This window comes from Cellulomonas sp. S1-8, assembly GCF_026184235.1.
Taxonomy (GTDB): Bacteria; Actinomycetota; Actinomycetes; order Actinomycetales; family Cellulomonadaceae; genus Cellulomonas.
Window position 1 is genome coordinate 384,867 of sequence record NZ_CP110806.1, and the last position, 14,949, is coordinate 399,815.

Annotated in this window: 10 protein-coding genes; 2 read left to right on the top strand and 8 right to left on the bottom strand. The window is 75.9% G+C overall.

Annotated features, from left to right (window positions below):
* Nucleotide 1 precedes the first annotated feature (1 nt).
* The 7 genes from OKX07_RS01800 to OKX07_RS01830 form a co-directional block, all read right to left on the bottom strand.
* On the bottom strand, nucleotides 2-4,330 hold the full coding sequence (locus OKX07_RS01800) for a DUF4157 domain-containing protein (RefSeq protein WP_265630164.1): 4,329 nt from the start codon (nucleotides 4,328-4,330) through the stop codon (nucleotides 2-4).
* Between the two features lie 158 nt (nucleotides 4,331-4,488).
* A complete protein-coding gene (locus tag OKX07_RS01805) occupies nucleotides 4,489-7,002 on the bottom strand; it encodes a CHAT domain-containing protein (RefSeq protein WP_265630165.1) in 2,514 nt (837 codons plus the stop codon).
* A 78-nt stretch (nucleotides 7,003-7,080) separates the two neighbouring features.
* Nucleotides 7,081-8,739 (bottom strand): S8/S53 family peptidase, encoded by a 1,659-nt coding sequence (locus tag OKX07_RS01810; protein ID WP_265630166.1) that lies wholly within the window; start codon nucleotides 8,737-8,739, stop codon nucleotides 7,081-7,083.
* Nucleotides 8,740-8,748: 9 nt separating this feature from the next.
* Nucleotides 8,749-9,258, bottom strand: a complete 510-nt coding sequence (locus OKX07_RS01815) for a hypothetical protein (RefSeq protein WP_265630167.1) — start codon at nucleotides 9,256-9,258, stop codon at nucleotides 8,749-8,751.
* Nucleotides 9,255-9,920, bottom strand: a complete 666-nt coding sequence (locus tag OKX07_RS01820; protein WP_265630168.1) for an RNA polymerase sigma factor — start codon at nucleotides 9,918-9,920, stop codon at nucleotides 9,255-9,257. Before OKX07_RS01820 ends, OKX07_RS01815 begins: the two co-directional genes overlap by 4 nt.
* Nucleotides 9,921-10,030: 110 nt before the next feature.
* Nucleotides 10,031-10,822 carry an SRPBCC domain-containing protein gene (locus OKX07_RS01825; protein ID WP_265630169.1) on the bottom strand — a complete coding sequence of 264 codons (792 nt, stop codon included), beginning with the start codon at nucleotides 10,820-10,822 and terminating at the stop codon, nucleotides 10,031-10,033.
* Entirely contained in the window at nucleotides 10,819-11,397 is a 579-nt protein-coding gene (locus OKX07_RS01830; protein WP_265630170.1) for a winged helix-turn-helix domain-containing protein, read from the bottom strand. Before OKX07_RS01830 ends, OKX07_RS01825 begins: the two co-directional genes overlap by 4 nt.
* Before the next feature lie 276 nt (nucleotides 11,398-11,673).
* Between OKX07_RS01830 and OKX07_RS01835 the strand changes: the two genes are divergently transcribed.
* Entirely contained in the window at nucleotides 11,674-12,777 is a 1,104-nt protein-coding gene (locus tag OKX07_RS01835; protein ID WP_265630171.1) for a hypothetical protein, read from the top strand.
* A 643-nt stretch (nucleotides 12,778-13,420) separates the two neighbouring features.
* On the opposite strand, the gene OKX07_RS01840 is transcribed toward OKX07_RS01835, so the two are convergent.
* Entirely contained in the window at nucleotides 13,421-14,413 is a 993-nt protein-coding gene (locus OKX07_RS01840) for a helix-turn-helix transcriptional regulator (protein ID WP_265630172.1), read from the bottom strand.
* Between the two features lie 103 nt (nucleotides 14,414-14,516).
* Here OKX07_RS01840 and OKX07_RS01845 point away from each other — a divergent pair, with 103 nt between their 5' ends.
* Nucleotides 14,517-14,915, top strand: a complete 399-nt coding sequence (locus OKX07_RS01845; protein WP_265630173.1) for a VOC family protein — start codon at nucleotides 14,517-14,519, stop codon at nucleotides 14,913-14,915.
* The last annotated feature ends 34 nt before the right edge of the window (nucleotides 14,916-14,949 follow it).

Sequence of the window (14,949 nt, forward strand, 5' to 3'; positions counted from 1 at the left end):
GTCACCGGCCACCCGGCTTTCCGTGGCTGGCGATCAGCGCCCAGTTCTCCCGGGTGATGACGATCGTCTGCACGTCCTTCCCCTCGCTCGAGCGCTTGAAGACCATCCTCAGGGCACCCTCACCAGCGTCCTCGACCTTGACCAGAGCACCGTCGGACACCGTACGCCGCGCACTGGCCAGATAGGCCTGCGCCCGGCCCGCGGGCGTCGACGCGGTGCCTTGCTCGCTCAACGGCAGCTCGCTGAAGTGCTTGTCCGGGTGGTACGCGGCGTTGGTCTCGCTGCCGAAGGTGAGCTTGGTGGCGTTGCCGCGGACCAGCTCCGGGGTCGCGATCCCGTCGACGTCCGCCCAGCCCAGGCCACCCAGGTCCCTCATCGTGCCCGCCCGCGTGGTCAGCGCGGTCTCGACCAGGGTGATGTCGTCGGTCAGGATCTTCGCGGCGGCGGCCTTCTTGTTCACGTTGGCGTACTGCGGGGCGGTGAGCGTCTTTGCCGTCTCGTCGACCTGCTTCTTGAAGAACTCCCACCGGTCGACGAAGTCGTTGGGGCTGGCCGCGCCGTCGGCCGCCCACGTCGCCGCCTTCTGCCGCGCACCCTGGTCCACGGCCGACGCGAGGCCGCCGCCGTCCTTCATCGTCCTGGTGATCCGCTCGACCACGCGCGGCTCGGCGGTCAGCAGGTTCGGGTGGCTGCCGACTCCGTAGGCGTCCAGGATCGCCGTCGCCTCCGGCGGCATCGGTGGGCGGACGACCGGGAACGTCGGCTGCACCGCGGCGACACCCGGTGTGCCGACGCCCATCTGGATCTCGGACGGCCGGATGCCGCGGTCGAGCAGCCCGTTCAGCTCCGCGGGCGAGTGCCTGCCGAGCAGGCCCACGACCTGTTCCGGCTTCTCCATCCGCGGCACCAGGGCGGCCAGCTCGGAGGCGTTGGCGCAGCGGGGCAGCGCGGCCACCGCCTGCTCGGGGGTCAGTCCGGTGGCCGGGAGCCGGAGCACGCCGGCCTGGTCGCCGGCGGACAGCCCGAGCAGCCGGTCCGCGATCCGCGGGTCCTTCGCCCAGTCCAGCACCGCCTCGGCGATGTGGGCGTTGTCCGCGCTGCGCAGCAGCAGGCTCAACCCCTCGGCGTCGCCGGTCTTGAGGAGCAGCCGCTCCGCCGTGACGACGTCCGGTGCGTGGTCGAGCACCAGCCCCAGCCTGCGGGAGTCGCCGGCCAGGTCGATCATCCGGGCGATCGTGGTGGGGTCGCCGTGCATCAGCGCGTACTGGAGGTGGCGGACGTCGCTGGTCCTGGCGAGCATCCGTTCCAGCAGCACCGCGTCGTTCGTGGTGCTCAGCAGGTCCTCGAGCTTCGCGAAGTCCTTCACCTTGGCCATCAGCTGCTCGGCCAGCACGGGGTTCGACTTCATCAGGGTGCTCAGGTGGGCCAGCTCGGCCGGGACGTCTCCGGCGCCGCGCCCGGCCAGCCGGAGCGCGGCCCACACCGCCGCCAGGCCGCCCACCAGCAGGATGTTGATGCCCAGGCCGATCCACGCGGTGCGCAGGGCGGCGCGCGCCTGCTCGACGGTCACGCCGCCGACCGCACCGGTCGGGTCGAGCAGGGCGAGGTCCACCAGCTCGTACGCGTCGACGACGCCCTTGACGCCCATCGCGATGCCGGCCGCCACGTCCACGCCGGCGAGCACCAGCCCGGCGGCGCCGGGGACGACCAGCGAGGCGACGGTCAGCAGCCCCAGCGCGATGAAGATCAGGAACTGCCGGTCCAGCTGGGCGACCCGCTCCTCCCACTGCCAGCGCGCGATCGCGTACGCAAGGAACGGGTTCTGCGGCACGATCGCCCAGCGGTCGAGCGCCGCGCCGAGCGTCACCCAGTGCTCGTAGCCGACGAGGCCGAGCCGGACCCGCGCCTCGTCGTACACGGCCCGGGAGTAGTCCACCGGCTTGTAGTCGCCGTCGAGGATGCGTTGACGCACCTTCTCGAACCCGGCCACCGCGTCGGTGAGGTCGTCCTTCTTGTCCTCGGCGGTGTCGTCGTCCTGCAGCGCCTCGGCCTGCCCGCGCATGAAGTCGCGGGCCTGGATCAGCTGCGGCAGCTCGGTCGCGGTGACCATCTGGCCGTTCATCTCGGCCGAGTCGAGGTCCCCGGACTGCAGGCGGGTGATCAGGTCGTCGAGGAAGTGGGCGACGATCCGGAACCGCGCGGACGCCTGGGCGCGGTAGGTGGGCCAGCTCGCCAGGTGCTCCTTCATCTCGTCGCGGTTGCGGGTGACCTGCTCCAGCGCGACCGTCTTGAGCATCGGCACCCAGGTGTTCGTGATGAACTCCTCGGCGTACTGCGCCTCGGCTCGCACGATCCCCGCGATCGCGTCGAAGCCGGTGTCGAGCTGCCCGGCGATCTGCATCCTCGCGGCCGTCTGCTGTGCCTCGATCGCCGACCTCAGCCCGCCCAGGCCCTGGAACACGGCGAGCAGACCGGCCACGCCGCGCGCGTCCTCACCGTTCACCGACCAGGCCGCCGCGATCCCCTGGTACCACGCCAGCAGCCCGTGCTCCAGCAACGCACCCGGCTGCAGCGACGCGGTGAGCGCGCTGGTCAGCGCGGCGACGGCCGCGACCTTCTGGCTGTAGCCGTAGGGGTCCTGCGCGATCGCGAACTCCTCGCTGGTCAGCTGCGCGGGCCCGACGCTGGCGAACCGGTCGGCGAGGCCGGCGTGGAAGGCCTGCAACGAGCGGCCGACCGTGACGAGGGTCCGGACGGCGGTGAAGGCGGCCCGTTGCCCGACGTCCGACCAGAAGGCTCCGACGAAGCCGGGCTGGGTCGGGGCCCACCGGGGGAAGTCCTTGCCGAGCGCCTCGAGCAGCTCCGCGCGCAGCCCCGAGATGTCGGCCGTCTGCACGAACTTCTCCGGGGTGCGCCCGTCGGCCACCCATCGGTCGAGCAGGAACTTCTCCATCGTGCGCGGCGCGGCCTCGGCGACGTACCGGGTGACGAGCTCGCGGCGGAGCGCGTCCATCTCACCGGTCGGCTCGAGGGCGGACACGTCGAAGTCGTCCGGGATCAGGCGGGTGTCACGGAGGGTGGGCAGCCACTGAGCCAGGAACGCCTCGCTGTGCGTGCGCGTCATGTCCGCGGTCGCCAGCTCCGACGGTGCCGGGTCGGTCGCGGCGTAGCGCGCGTAGATGATCGGCCCGAGCAGGTCCGGGTGCGGCGACAGGCCCGGAGCGGGCTGGGGACCCTGCGCGCCCTCCCGGTCCAGGACCGACAGGGCCAGCTCGAACCGGTCCCGGCGGGCGGCGTCCAGCACGGTCCGGTCGGGACCCGGCGAGGTCCCGCGCAGCGCGGCGACCTCCGCGGCCCAGTCGATGTCCCCGGGGCGCAGGGTGCCGGACGCCTCCAGGTTCTGCTCGAGCGGGTACCGCAGCGCCGACGCGCGGATCGCCGCGGCGCGGGCCGCGAACCGCGCCGGGTAGCGGGTCAGCACCCGGGCGGACGGCCACCCGGCGAGGTCCCGGCGCAGGTCCTCGGCGACCGGTGGGCTCTGCAGGTAGACCTGGCTCTCGTGCACCGGGCCGGCGTCGTCCCGCAGCGCGGCGACGATCTGGGTCTCGATGACGGCGATGTCCTGCGGCTGCGCGCGCAGGTGGTCGACGAGCCCCCGCTCGAGGTCGGCGGTCTTCCACCAGTAGCTCACCGTGGTGCCCGCGACGTCGACGCCGAGCAGCAGGTCGGTGTCGGTCAGGTCGCCCGGCGACCGCCGGACCTCGCCCGTCGGGTGCGTGCGCACGTCCGCCGTCCGGCCGCTCGTGATCGCGTCGGCGACGGCCTCGGCCTCCTTCTCCGCTGTGCTCTCCGGGTCGCTGACCGTGAGGCCGCCGTCACCCGGGGAGGCCGCCGGCGCGGGACCGCCCTGGAGGGTGTGGGCGACCTCGTGGGCGATCAGGTGGTCGCCCGACGGGGTCCCGGGGCGGTACCGCCCGGCACCGAAGAACACGTCCTGCCCGGTGGTGAACGCCTGGGCGTCCAGCGAGTCGGCGAGCCCGGCCGCAGCGGGGTCGCGGTGCACGCGCACCCCGGTCAGGTCCGCACCGAGACCCGACTCCAGCCGGGCCCGCACGTCCCCGGCCAGCGGCTCGCCGCCGCCCAGCCGGCCGGCGATCTGCGGCGCGAGCCCCGACGGGTCAGCCGGTGCGCCGCGCCGCTGGACCATCCGGGCCACGGCGCGGTTCCCGGCGTCCAGCAGCCCGAGCCCGGGGGCGGGCGCGCGCCTGGCGTCCGGCTCGGCCTGCCGCGCCGGCTCCCTCGGGGTACGCCGTCGATCGCTCTGCGCCATCCGTCCCAGTGTGCGCGGCTCTGCCCGCGTGCCACCCCGCGCGAACGGGCAGAGAAGACGGCACGACCGCGCCGCGGGCCGGGAGGTGTCGGCAGGGGAGAGGGTCGTACCTGCGACTTCTGTGGTAGACGGGTGAGGCGCAGCGCGCGTCGGCCGCCTCACCACCCCGCCCCGTGGACCGCGAACGGGGTGCGGACGCGCAGCGACGTCGAGGCGTCGCGCAGCGCCTGGGACGGCGGGCTGCCCGTCGCCAGCTCGCGGTGGACCGCGCCCAGCAGGTCGCACGCGGCGTCGTCGTTGACGCTCGCACCGGCCGCGACCACGCAGCGCGCTCCCGCGTGGAGCCAGGCCTGCGCCATGCCGAGCGCCTCGCGCCCCCACCCGCTCGCCGAGCGTCCCAGCTCGCACGCCGACAGCACCACGACCGCCGGGACGCGGTCGAGCGCGTCGATGTCGTAGCCGAACCACGGGCCGTCGACCAGCTCGAACGCGGAGAACAGCGGGTTCTCCGCCGAGTGGCGGCCGTGGGCGACGACGTGCAGCACGTCGACGGACCGCGCGAGGTCGCCTACGGCGGACGCGGTCGCCTCCCCGTCGAGCAGCACCCGCGGGGTCGACCAGCGTGCGGCGCCCGCGCGCACCTCGTCCGCGGCCCGGGCGACGCCCGGCCCCGCCGCGAACCCCGCCCGGACGGCTCCGTCCAGCCCACCGAGGCCCGGCGCGCCGGCGGCCCGCTGCTCCAGCCAGCGTCCGGCCGACGTGGGCCGGGTCAGCGCGACCGGGGCGAGGGAGCCGAGCATCTCCCAGGGCACCCGGGACAGCACCCCGGTCGGCGTCAGGACCAGGCGGTCGTGCCGCAGCAGGTGCCGCACGGGCGCGACGAGGAGCGCGTCCAGGCGTGCCAGCCGCTCGTCGAGCGAGGCGCGGACGACGGACGCCATCGCCGGGGGCAGGTCGGCCCCCGCCATGTCGAGGTCCGGCAGGAGCCCGTCGAGCAGCGTCCGCACGGGGGCCCACTCGCCCAGGTCGACCACACGGGCGTCGTCCGACACGACGAGCGCCGCCAGCCGGTCACCGGACCACACGTGCGCGAGGAGGTCAGCGCCGGTCGCGGCGAGCTCGGCGCGGACGGCGTCGAGCGGGACCAGCGCACCCGACGCCCCACCTGCCGCACCCTCGCGCGCCCACGTCCGGCGCCGGACGGCGTCCCGCAGCTCGGCCTCCCGCCGGGTGTCGCCCGACGCACCGCCGAGCAGCCGCAGCCGTCGGAGCTCGGTGAGCTGCGCGGCGGTCTCGGGCTCGGCGGGCGGTCGCAGCGGCAGCACCCGGCTCGCGAGGCTCCGCGCCCGCTCGGACCACTCGAACACCCGCCGCGGATCCCCACCGGCGACCGCGGCGCGCAGGCCGTGGAGCACGAGGGTGCGCCCGCGCAGCGCCGCGCTGGACTGCAGGTCGATGCTGCCGAACGCACGCTGCCACTGCTCCAGCTCGTCGAGGCCCGCGGACGCGTGGGCCAGCACGCGGGACGGGCGTCCGCGGGCCTCGGCGAGCTCGGCCCGCACCTCCTCGGAGAGCAGTCGCACGGAGATCGAGGCCGAGGCCGGGACGCGCACACCCCGGACCTGCTCGCCGGCGACGTCCGGACGGCCCGTCCGCAGGGCGAGGCGTGCGGCCTGCAGCCGGACGGCGGCGGCCTCGACGGTCAGACCGCGCGCCGTCAGCGCGCGCGCGGTCCCGTCCGCCCGCTCGGCGAGCACCGCGACCCGTCGCCCCGCCGGACGTGACCCGGCCGGCGGCCCGGTCGGCAGCGCGAGCACCTCGCCGCTGACCGCACAGGCGTCGGCGCGCAGCGCACCGAGCTCGTTGCCGCGCGCGCGGAACCGGTGCGCGGCCCGGCGCGCGGAGGCCGCCGCGGCCGCCGGGTCCACCGCGAGCAGCGCGTCGGCGAGCGCGAGCTCGGCCTCGGCCTGCGCCTGCCGCAGCCGGCGCCGGCGGAAGACCTCGAGCACGTCGGTCAGCAGCGCCGCGGCCTCGGCACTCTCACCTGCGGCGCGCAGCACCGCGGCGCGGTCGGTGTCGCAGACCGCGAGCGCGACGGGGGACAGCGCCACGAGGACCGCACGCGCCTGCTCCATGAGCCGCAGCGCCCCGACGAGGTCCCCGCGGACGAGCGCCGCGTACCCCTGGTTGTGCTGTGCCTTGGCCTGCTCGACGGCCTCGGCGCTGCGGGCGAACTGCTCGGCGGCGCGCGTCAGGTCGTCCTCGGCGCGCGTGACGTCGCCCTGGTCCAGGTGCACGAGCCCCCGGTTGAGGAGCACGCGGCCCAGGCGTGCGGGGTCGTCCGCGAGCGCGCCGGTCGAGGCGGTCAGGTGCTCGAGCGCGGCCTCGACGTGGCCGCGGCGCAGCTCGATGAGCCCCATCTGGCTGACGAGGACGGCGCGGGTGTGCGGGCGCAGCCCGGTGACCGCGAGCGCCGCCCGGCACCGCGCGAGCGCCTGCTCCGGGTCCCCGGTCTCGGCGAGCAGGTACGCGCGGGTGCCCTCGATCCGGGCCGCGAGGTCCGGGTCGTCGGTGCGCCGGGCGGCCTCGAGCAGGCTCCGCTCGGCGCGCGCGTGCCGGCCGGCGTTGCCGTGCTCGACACCACGGTCGTAGAGCTCGCGCGCGGACGGCATGGCCCGATTGTGTCCGCCGGGCAGGGCGCAGACCAGGCGCCTGCCCGAGTGGGCCGGGCGCCCGCTCGTCCTCCCGCCTCACCCCCCGAGCGGCGGCTCCTGCCGCAGGGCCGCGAGCGCGCGCTTGCGCGCCGCCTCCCGCGACGACCCGTCGCCCGCGGGGATCTGCCCCAGCAGCCGGTCCGCGACCCGTCCCGCGACCACGGGCGCCGCGAAGGAGGTGCCGCTCCACAGGGCGAACCCGCCGGTGAAGTCGTCGGGGTCGATGGTCCGGCGCGTCCGACCACCGTGGACCGTCCGGGCGAGCGGCTGCGCCCCGCCGGTGAAGGCGGGCATGGTGCTCAGGACGGCGGCCCCGCGCTCGTGGGTCTGCACCCAGGGGCCGTCGTTGGTGAACAACGCGTCCGTCCCGTCGGGGTTGAGGGCGCCGACGGCGACGAGGGGTACCGCGTCGGGGTCGCGCTGCGGCAGCGGGTCGACGTCGCCCGGTGCCGTCCGGGCCGGGTCCCACGGCGCGAACGCCGCGGGGAACATGGGGCGGTCGGTCGCGTCGTTGCCGGCCGAGCAGACGACCACCGTCCCGCAGCGCCCCATGGACGCGAGGATCTCGTACAGCGTCGGGTCGAACAGCGCGTCGTACGGGGTCTCGTGGTAGTAGCCCATCGACAGGTTGAGCACGTCGACCGGCAGGCCGTCCGGGAGCCCGCCCGCGTGGTGCAGGACGAGGTTCGCGATGGCGGTCAGCGCGTCGACCAGCTCGGACTCCACGACGGCGCCCTCCGACCCGACGACCCGCCACGCCAGCACGTCGGCGTCGGGGGCGGCCTGGTGGACCAGCCCGGCGATGAACGTCCCGTGCCCGGCGACCCCGTCGAGCGCGCCGTCGAGCGGGCCGTGCTGGTCGGGGTGGCGCTCCGGGTCGTCGTGCGCGGAGGTGTGCCCGATCGTCGGGCCGGGGACGGCGATCGTGTTGACGTGCCCGAGCCACGTGTGGTCCCCGCACCCGGTGTCGAGCAGCCCGACGACGGGCCGACGACCCTCGACCTTCTCGTGCCGCGCCGGCGGGGCCCCGACGAACGCGACCGGCTGGAGCCCCCCGCTGCCCGCCGCGGCGTACGTCGAGGCCGCACCCCCGGCCGCCGCGTAGGGGTTGGTCGAGTGGAACGGGTTGGTCGAGTGGAACGGGTTCGTGGAGTGGAACGGGTTGGTCGAGTGGAACGGGTTCGTGGAGTGGAACGGGTTCGCGCCGATGCCCGCGCCGATCGTCAGGACGTGGTCGAGCCCGACCCCGCGCAGACGGTCGTCGTCGGCGGGCAGCTGCGCCCGCAGCGCCTGGAGCAGCCGCCACGCGTCGGGCGCCGCCGCACCGGGCGTGGCGCGCAGGAGCAGCCGCACGAGCCCGGGCCGCCCGGTGGCCCACGGCAGGCGCCGCCGACGCGCCGCGGTGTCCTCGTCCGGCTCGTCGAGCACGACCCGGCGGTAGGCGGGATCGCGCTCGACCGTCCACCCCAGCTCCGCGGCGATCTCCTGCAGCGCGCCGATGGCCTCCTGCGTGGGGCCGAGCGTCGAGACCAGCAGGTGCCCCGGGACGTACCCGGTGGGCGCGACGCCGTGACCGTCGACGTCGTCGTCCGCTGGCTCGAGCACCGCGAAGGGCGGTCGACTCGGGACGTGGCGGCGGAACCACCCGGGCCCCGCAGGCTTGCCGTCGTCGGCCTTCGGTCGCTGCGTGGCCATGCAGATCTCCTAGAGGGTGAGGGGTGGGGTCGTGAGCCAGAGGGGCGCGACGCCGTCGTCGGTGGGCGGCTGCCCCTCGGGGACGGCGAGGAGCCGGAGCGCGACGGTGCCCGCGGCGACGTCCGCGATCTCGAACCGGCCGTGCGGGGTCGACGTCGTCCGCAGCTCGACGGCGTCGCCACCCCGCGCGGCGCGTCGGTCGAGCCGCACGTCGTAGGTCGCGGACGGGGTGATCCACCCGTCCAGGCGTCGGCGCCCGTCGGCCAGCGAGCTGAGGCGCACCATGACGGTGACGGCACCCGAGCCGAACGTGAGCGTGCGGCTGTCCGGCCCGCCGCGCACCCCGGCGAGCCGTTCCGTCGACTCGACGAGCGTGAGGATCTCGTACTCCTCGTCCAGCCCCTGCGTCGCGAGCGCGGCGAGGACGGAGCCGACCAGCCCGTCCGGTACCGGGTCCCGGTGCTCCCACATCGACCGCAGCCGCACCAGCAGCATCCGGTCCTCGTCCTGCGCGGTCACGGGGCACCTCCTTCGGCCAGCAGTGCCTGGCGGAGCCGCGTGAGGCACCGGCCGCGTGTCGGCCCGATGCTCCCCACGGGCATCCCCAGGTCCTTCGAGAGCCGGGCGTAGTCGGGACGGTCGTCGAAGGCGACGACGCGCAGCAGGCGCCGGCAGCGCTCCGAGAGCAGGCGCACGCACCGCCAGAGCAGGTCGTCCGAGTCCCGCGTGACGGCCTCCTGCTCGGCGGAGTCGACGTGGTCGGCGAAGTGCTCGAGCACGTCGTCCTCGACCAGGACCGACGGGCTCCTGCGGCGGGCGACGCGCCACGCCTCGCGGCGCGCCGTCGTCGTCAGCCAGGCGGCGACCGCCTGCGGGTCGGTGATCGACTCCCCGCGCCGCACCAGCGTCATCCAGGTGGTCTGCACGACGTCCTCGGCGTCGCCGCGCTCGAGGCCGTAGGCCCGCACGACGTGCCACAGGACGGGCGTCATCACCGTCACGAGGTCGTCCATGGCGCCGGGCCTGCCGTCGCGCCAGGAGCGGAAGGCGGCGGCGGCGCGGTCCCAGGTGGACGGCGCGGTCGAGGGCGCGGGGGTGGGCTCGGGGGAGGGCGCACCGTGCTGCGCGCGCCGCTCGGGCGCGTCACCTGCGGCATCCCCGGCCATGGTGGTCATCTTCATGGTGGCCACAGGAGGTACGCAACGAACGTCGTGATACGCGGCACGTCCGGGCACAGTGACCGGCGCCGACGGCGGCAGGTGCTGCCGCCGTCGGCGCGTGCCCTGCGGGGTCAGGCGGACACGGAGAGCCCCTGCAGCCACGCCTGCCAGGCCGGCTCCTCGCGCCGCACGTAGTCAGCCGCGTCGGCGGAGAACAGGTAGGCGCGGACGCCCGCGGTCGCCTCGCCCTCGCCGTACCCGTACGTGAAGAGGGACAGCATCCCGGGCACCGGTGCGGTGAGCCGGACCAGCGTCTGGCGCTCGCCGACGCGCTCCACGGTGCCGGTGGCGCCGCGCACGTCGACCGTCGAACCCACGTCGCCCAGCCCGAGCGCGTCGCGCAGGGCCGACCACAGCGCCGACGCGTCGCCGGGGTGGGACGCGGTGACCTCCAGCTGCGTGGCCTCCTGACCGGGGAAGTGGGCCAGGTACAGGCGCAGGTTGTCGAAGAACGGCAGCCAGGAGGAGCCCATGTCGTCCCACCACTCCTGCTCCCACTCCGCGCCGGTCCCGAACCCGCTGGTGGTGACGCGCACGACGCAGGTGCCGCCGGACTGCGCCTCGACCAGGAACTCGGACGTCAGCGGGCTGAGCGTGTCCGGGTCCTTGCCCATGAGGGCGGCCCAGTCCTCCTGGTAGGCGATGCGGCGCGGCGGGTCCCAGCCGGTGACCTGGCCGTCCGATCCCATCTCCGGTCCCATGGAGAAGTGCAGGGAGCCGCCCTCGCGCTCCTCCATCCGGGTCGGCAGGAACCAGGCGCTCATGCCCTGGGCGGTGGCGACGGCCTCCCAGACCTGGTCCGGGGTACCCGGGACCTCGACGGTGAACTCCAGGCGGTACGGCACGTTCAGGGCGGTGCTCATGAGTCCTCCTGCGGACGGGGGTGGGCGGCGACGACGAGCCGGTACGGCCGCCCGTCGTCGTGGTGGTAGCGCGCGGTCAGGTCGAGCACCGCGGCGGTGAGGTCGTCGGCGAAGGCCGCCCGGTCGGCGGCCGACCGGAAGCCGATCTGCGTGTCGATCGTGAGCGTCGGCAGGCGCTTGCCCGACGCCCCGGCACGACGCGCCAGGGTGCCGACCTCGCGTACGAGGCGCCCGGCCAGCGCGACCAGGTAGCCCGCCGACAGGTGGTCGTCGTTGGCGTCCGGGTCTGCCGCGGACGCGCTGACGGCCGCCGGCGAGACGACGTACGACGCCGCCGACGCCTGCAGCACGCGCTCGGTGATGCCGCCGTGCCGACGCTCCTCGGCCAGCTCCACCAGGCCGTGCGCCTCGAGCGCCTTGAGGTGGTAGTTGACCTTCTGGCGCGCGATGCCGACGCGGGCGGCGAGCCCGGCGGCGGAGGCCGGGACGGCCAGCTCGCCGAGGAGCCGGGCCCGGACCGGGTCCAGCGCGGCTGCTGCTGCGTCCGCGCTCTCGATGACTTCGATGTCCTGCACGGCTACACCGTCCCATTGACAAGAAAAACTGTCAAGGGTCGGGTCGGCGCCCGTCTCGGGTGTCCGCAGCGCCCCCGGGACAGCGACGTTGCGTTCTGCACACCGGCCCGCGGCGGCGCCAGTGCACCGGGTGCGGCACCACGTGGCCTCGGCCACACTCCTACGCATCCGCCGCCGACGGGCCTGGCATCCGCACGAGGGACGCCGTCTGCGGGCCGGTGCAGCGACGAAGGCCGGTGCAGGACGAAGGCCGGTGCAGCGACGGAGGGAGGCGACGTGCGACGACGTGACACCTGGCGCCGAGCCCTCCTGGCATCAGCCGCCGGTGCCGGCCTCTGGGTCGCCGGCGCGGCGCTCGCGGCTCCCGCCCAGGCGTCCGAGCCGCCGTCTGCCGGGCTGCTGGGTGGTGTGGTCGACGTGGTCGACGGCGTGCTCGCGGGCGTCGACAGCGCGGTCGGGGCGGTCGTCCCGGCCGACGCGACGTCGCCGGTCGGGGACGTGCTCGGTGCCGTGCTGGCACCCGTGACGCCTGTGGTCGCCGACGTGGTCGCCCCCGTCGGCGAGGTCGTGGCTCCGGCCACCGCGGCGCTCGCACCCGTGACCGACGTGGTCGGAGACGTCGCCGCACCCGTGACCGACGTCGTCGGAGACGTCGCCGCACCCGTGACCGCACCCGTCGCGGACCTCGTGGCGCCCGTGACCACGCCGGTCGCGTCCGCGGTCGCGCCCGTCACGGCCCCGGTGCTCGGCGCGCTCGACCCGGTGGTCGACGCGGTGGTCGACGCGCTGGCGCCCGTGCTGACACCCGTCGGCGACCTGCTCGCCCCGGTGACGTCCCCGCTCGCACCCGTCGTCGCGCCGCTCGCGCCCGTGACGGGGGGCGCACTCGCACCCGTCGTCGACGGGCTGGTGGCCGGCGTCGGCGAGTCCGCACCCGGTGCCGGGGCCGCGCCTCCCGGCACGCCGGCGGTCCCGGTTCCGGCGGTCTCGGTGGCCGACGCGGTCGCGGTCGACGTCGTCGAGGTTCCCGCGACGACCACGGCACCCGCCGTCGCCCGGTCCGTCGACCGGCGCCCTGCCGCGGACGCCGAGCCCCCGCGACCGGCCGCGGACGCGCCCGTCGTCGCCACGCCGGTGCTGACGGCCACCGCTCCCGATCACCCCGTGGCGCCGTCGGCGCCCGCAGCGCCGCCCGCCGTGCCGACGGCGCCGTCCGCCTCGGGTGGCGCAGCCCCCACGACCTCGGCGAAGCCCGCCGACGTCGCCGTGCTCCCCGGCACGGCCCGCACCGGCGCGCTCGTCGCGCACGGTGCCGCCGCGGCCGACGACGACGTGGCCCCGGCCGGCCTCGCGCCGCGACCCGGCGCCCGCCCCGCCTGACCCGCCCCGCTCACCGGCCGAGGTCCGCGATCGTCGCGACCTCGTGCCCGGCGAGACCACGTGGACCCGTCGCGCGCGACGGGATCGATCTCCCGCGGCGTCAGCAGCGGGACCGACGACGCCGACCGGAGGACGACGACGACCGGTCGACGACCGGGTGAGCGACGGCCGGGCGGTACCTGCGGACACGGTGACGCCCAGGCCGGGCCGTCGGGGTGGGCGAAGGACGGGTCGGAGGGGGCCCGAGCCTCGCCCACCGCGACGGCCGTCGAGAGACCAGGGGACGAGAGGGACGAGCATGTGCGAGAACGAGACGACAGGGCGGGTCGCACACCCCGCCGAACCGGGGCTCCCGGAGCAGCGCGGTCTGACGGACGCGGGTGACGACCCGTGGTCGTCGGCGCGCACGGACGCGCCTCACACGGTGGTGCCGGCGGACGACGACGTCCGCCGCTGGGCGTGGCGGGTCACGGGCTGACCGGGGACCCACCGGGTCGCGCCGCGACGCGTTCGGGACGTCAGGCGTCCCGAACGCTCCACGGCGTGGCGCTCGACGGGTCACAGGAGGACGCGTCGCGACACCGCCCACCCGCGACACGGACGCAGGTCGCCGAGCGCCAGTCCTCGTGCAGCGTTCGGGACCTCAGGTGTCCCGAACGCTGCTCGCGGGGGCGTCCGCCGGCGGCGGGGTGGCGTTCCGTTCGACCAGCGCGGCGCCGATCCGGGCGAGCTCGGCACGCACCGACGCGGGCTCGACGACCTCGACGTCACCGCTCCAGCCGGCGAGGTGCCGGGCGACGTCGAGTGCGGTCGGCGCCGTCACGTGCGCCCGGGCGCGCCCGTCGTCGTGCGTGCCCGCGGGTTCGCAGTGGCGCCCCATCCGGTCCCGAAGGATCGGCAGCAGGCGCGGGTCGATGAGCACGGTCGCGCGCAGCGTCGAGCGCCGCTGCTCGACCTCCTCGACCGTGCGCGCCCAGAGGAGTTCGACGTCGAGGTCGTCGGGGCGCTGCGCGGGCAGGTCCGTGACCTCGGCGTGCTCGACGCGGTCGAGCCGGAACGTGCGCGCGCCGCGCTCGGTCCCGGCGAGCAGGTACCAGGTGCCGTCCTTGTCGGCCAGGCCCCAGGGGTCGACGAGGCGCTCGGACGGCGCGCTCGTGCGGCCCGCGTACCGCAGGCGGACGCGGCGGCGTCGGACGACGGCGTCCTCGAGCTCGTCGGCGAGCGGGGGCCGGGACCGGCCCTCCTCACCCCAGCCCACGGGGTCGACCACCACGGCGTCGGCGGCCGCGGCGGCCTCGGCGCGGAACGTCCGGGGGAGCGCGCGTAGCACCTTCCGCAGCGCCGAGCGCGCCTCGGGCCGTCCGCGCCCGGACGACGCCGGCCCGAGGAGCGCGAACAGGGCGCGCGCCTCGGGCGCCGTGAGGCCCGTGAGGTCGGTGCGCGCCCCGCCGACGAGCTGCCAGCCACCGCCGCGCCCGGCCTGCGGGTACACCGGCACGCCGGCCGCGGCGAGCGCCTCGAGGTCGCGGCGGGCGGTCGCGAGCGACACCTCGAGCTCGCGTGCGACCTCCGCGGCCGTGGTGCGGCCGCGGGTCTGGAGCAGCAGGAGGGTGGCGACGAGCCGGTCCGCGCGCATGGGACGAGCATGGGCCACAAAGTGCTCACTCCGTGAGCACTTCACCGGCGAGGGTGGAGATGTGAGGGCGGGACGGACCGCCCGCCGACGAGAGGACCACACCATGCTCCGCGGACTCGCCACCGTGAACGTCTACGCCGCCGACCACGCCGCCGCGACCCGCTGGTACGCCGAGCTGCTCGGCATCGAGCCGTACTTCGAGCGTCCCGGGTACAACGAGTTCCGCGTCGGCGACTACGAGCACGAGCTCGGGATCATCGACCGCCGCTACGCCCCCGCAGGGGAGCCCGACGTCCCCGGCGGTGCGATCGCGCACTGGCACGTCGACGACCTCCCCGCCGCCGTGGACCGGCTCCTCGCGCTCGGTGCGACGCTGCGCGAGCCGATCACCGAGCGCGGCGCGGGCTTCGTCACGGCGTCGGTGGTCGACCCGTTCGGCAACGTCCTCGGCGTCATGACCAACCCGCACTACGTGCAGATCCTGGACCGCGACCGGGCGTGAGGGTCACGTCGCGCAGCGTTCGGGTCGTCAGGCG

Excerpts from the sequence above, each read along its gene's own strand:
- OKX07_RS01800 (WP_265630164.1), bottom strand. The coding sequence starts at position 4,330 with ATGGCGCAGAGCGATCGACGGCGTACCCCGAGGGAGCCGGCGCGGCAG.
- OKX07_RS01805 (WP_265630165.1), bottom strand. The coding sequence starts at position 7,002 with ATGCCGTCCGCGCGCGAGCTCTACGACCGTGGTGTCGAGCACGGCAAC.
- OKX07_RS01810 (WP_265630166.1), bottom strand. The coding sequence starts at position 8,739 with ATGGCCACGCAGCGACCGAAGGCCGACGACGGCAAGCCTGCGGGGCCC.
- OKX07_RS01820 (WP_265630168.1), bottom strand. The coding sequence starts at position 9,920 with ATGAAGATGACCACCATGGCCGGGGATGCCGCAGGTGACGCGCCCGAG.
- OKX07_RS01825 (WP_265630169.1), bottom strand. The coding sequence starts at position 10,822 with ATGAGCACCGCCCTGAACGTGCCGTACCGCCTGGAGTTCACCGTCGAG.
- OKX07_RS01840 (WP_265630172.1), bottom strand. The coding sequence starts at position 14,413 with ATGCGCGCGGACCGGCTCGTCGCCACCCTCCTGCTGCTCCAGACCCGC.
- OKX07_RS01845 (WP_265630173.1), top strand. The coding sequence starts at position 14,517 with ATGCTCCGCGGACTCGCCACCGTGAACGTCTACGCCGCCGACCACGCC.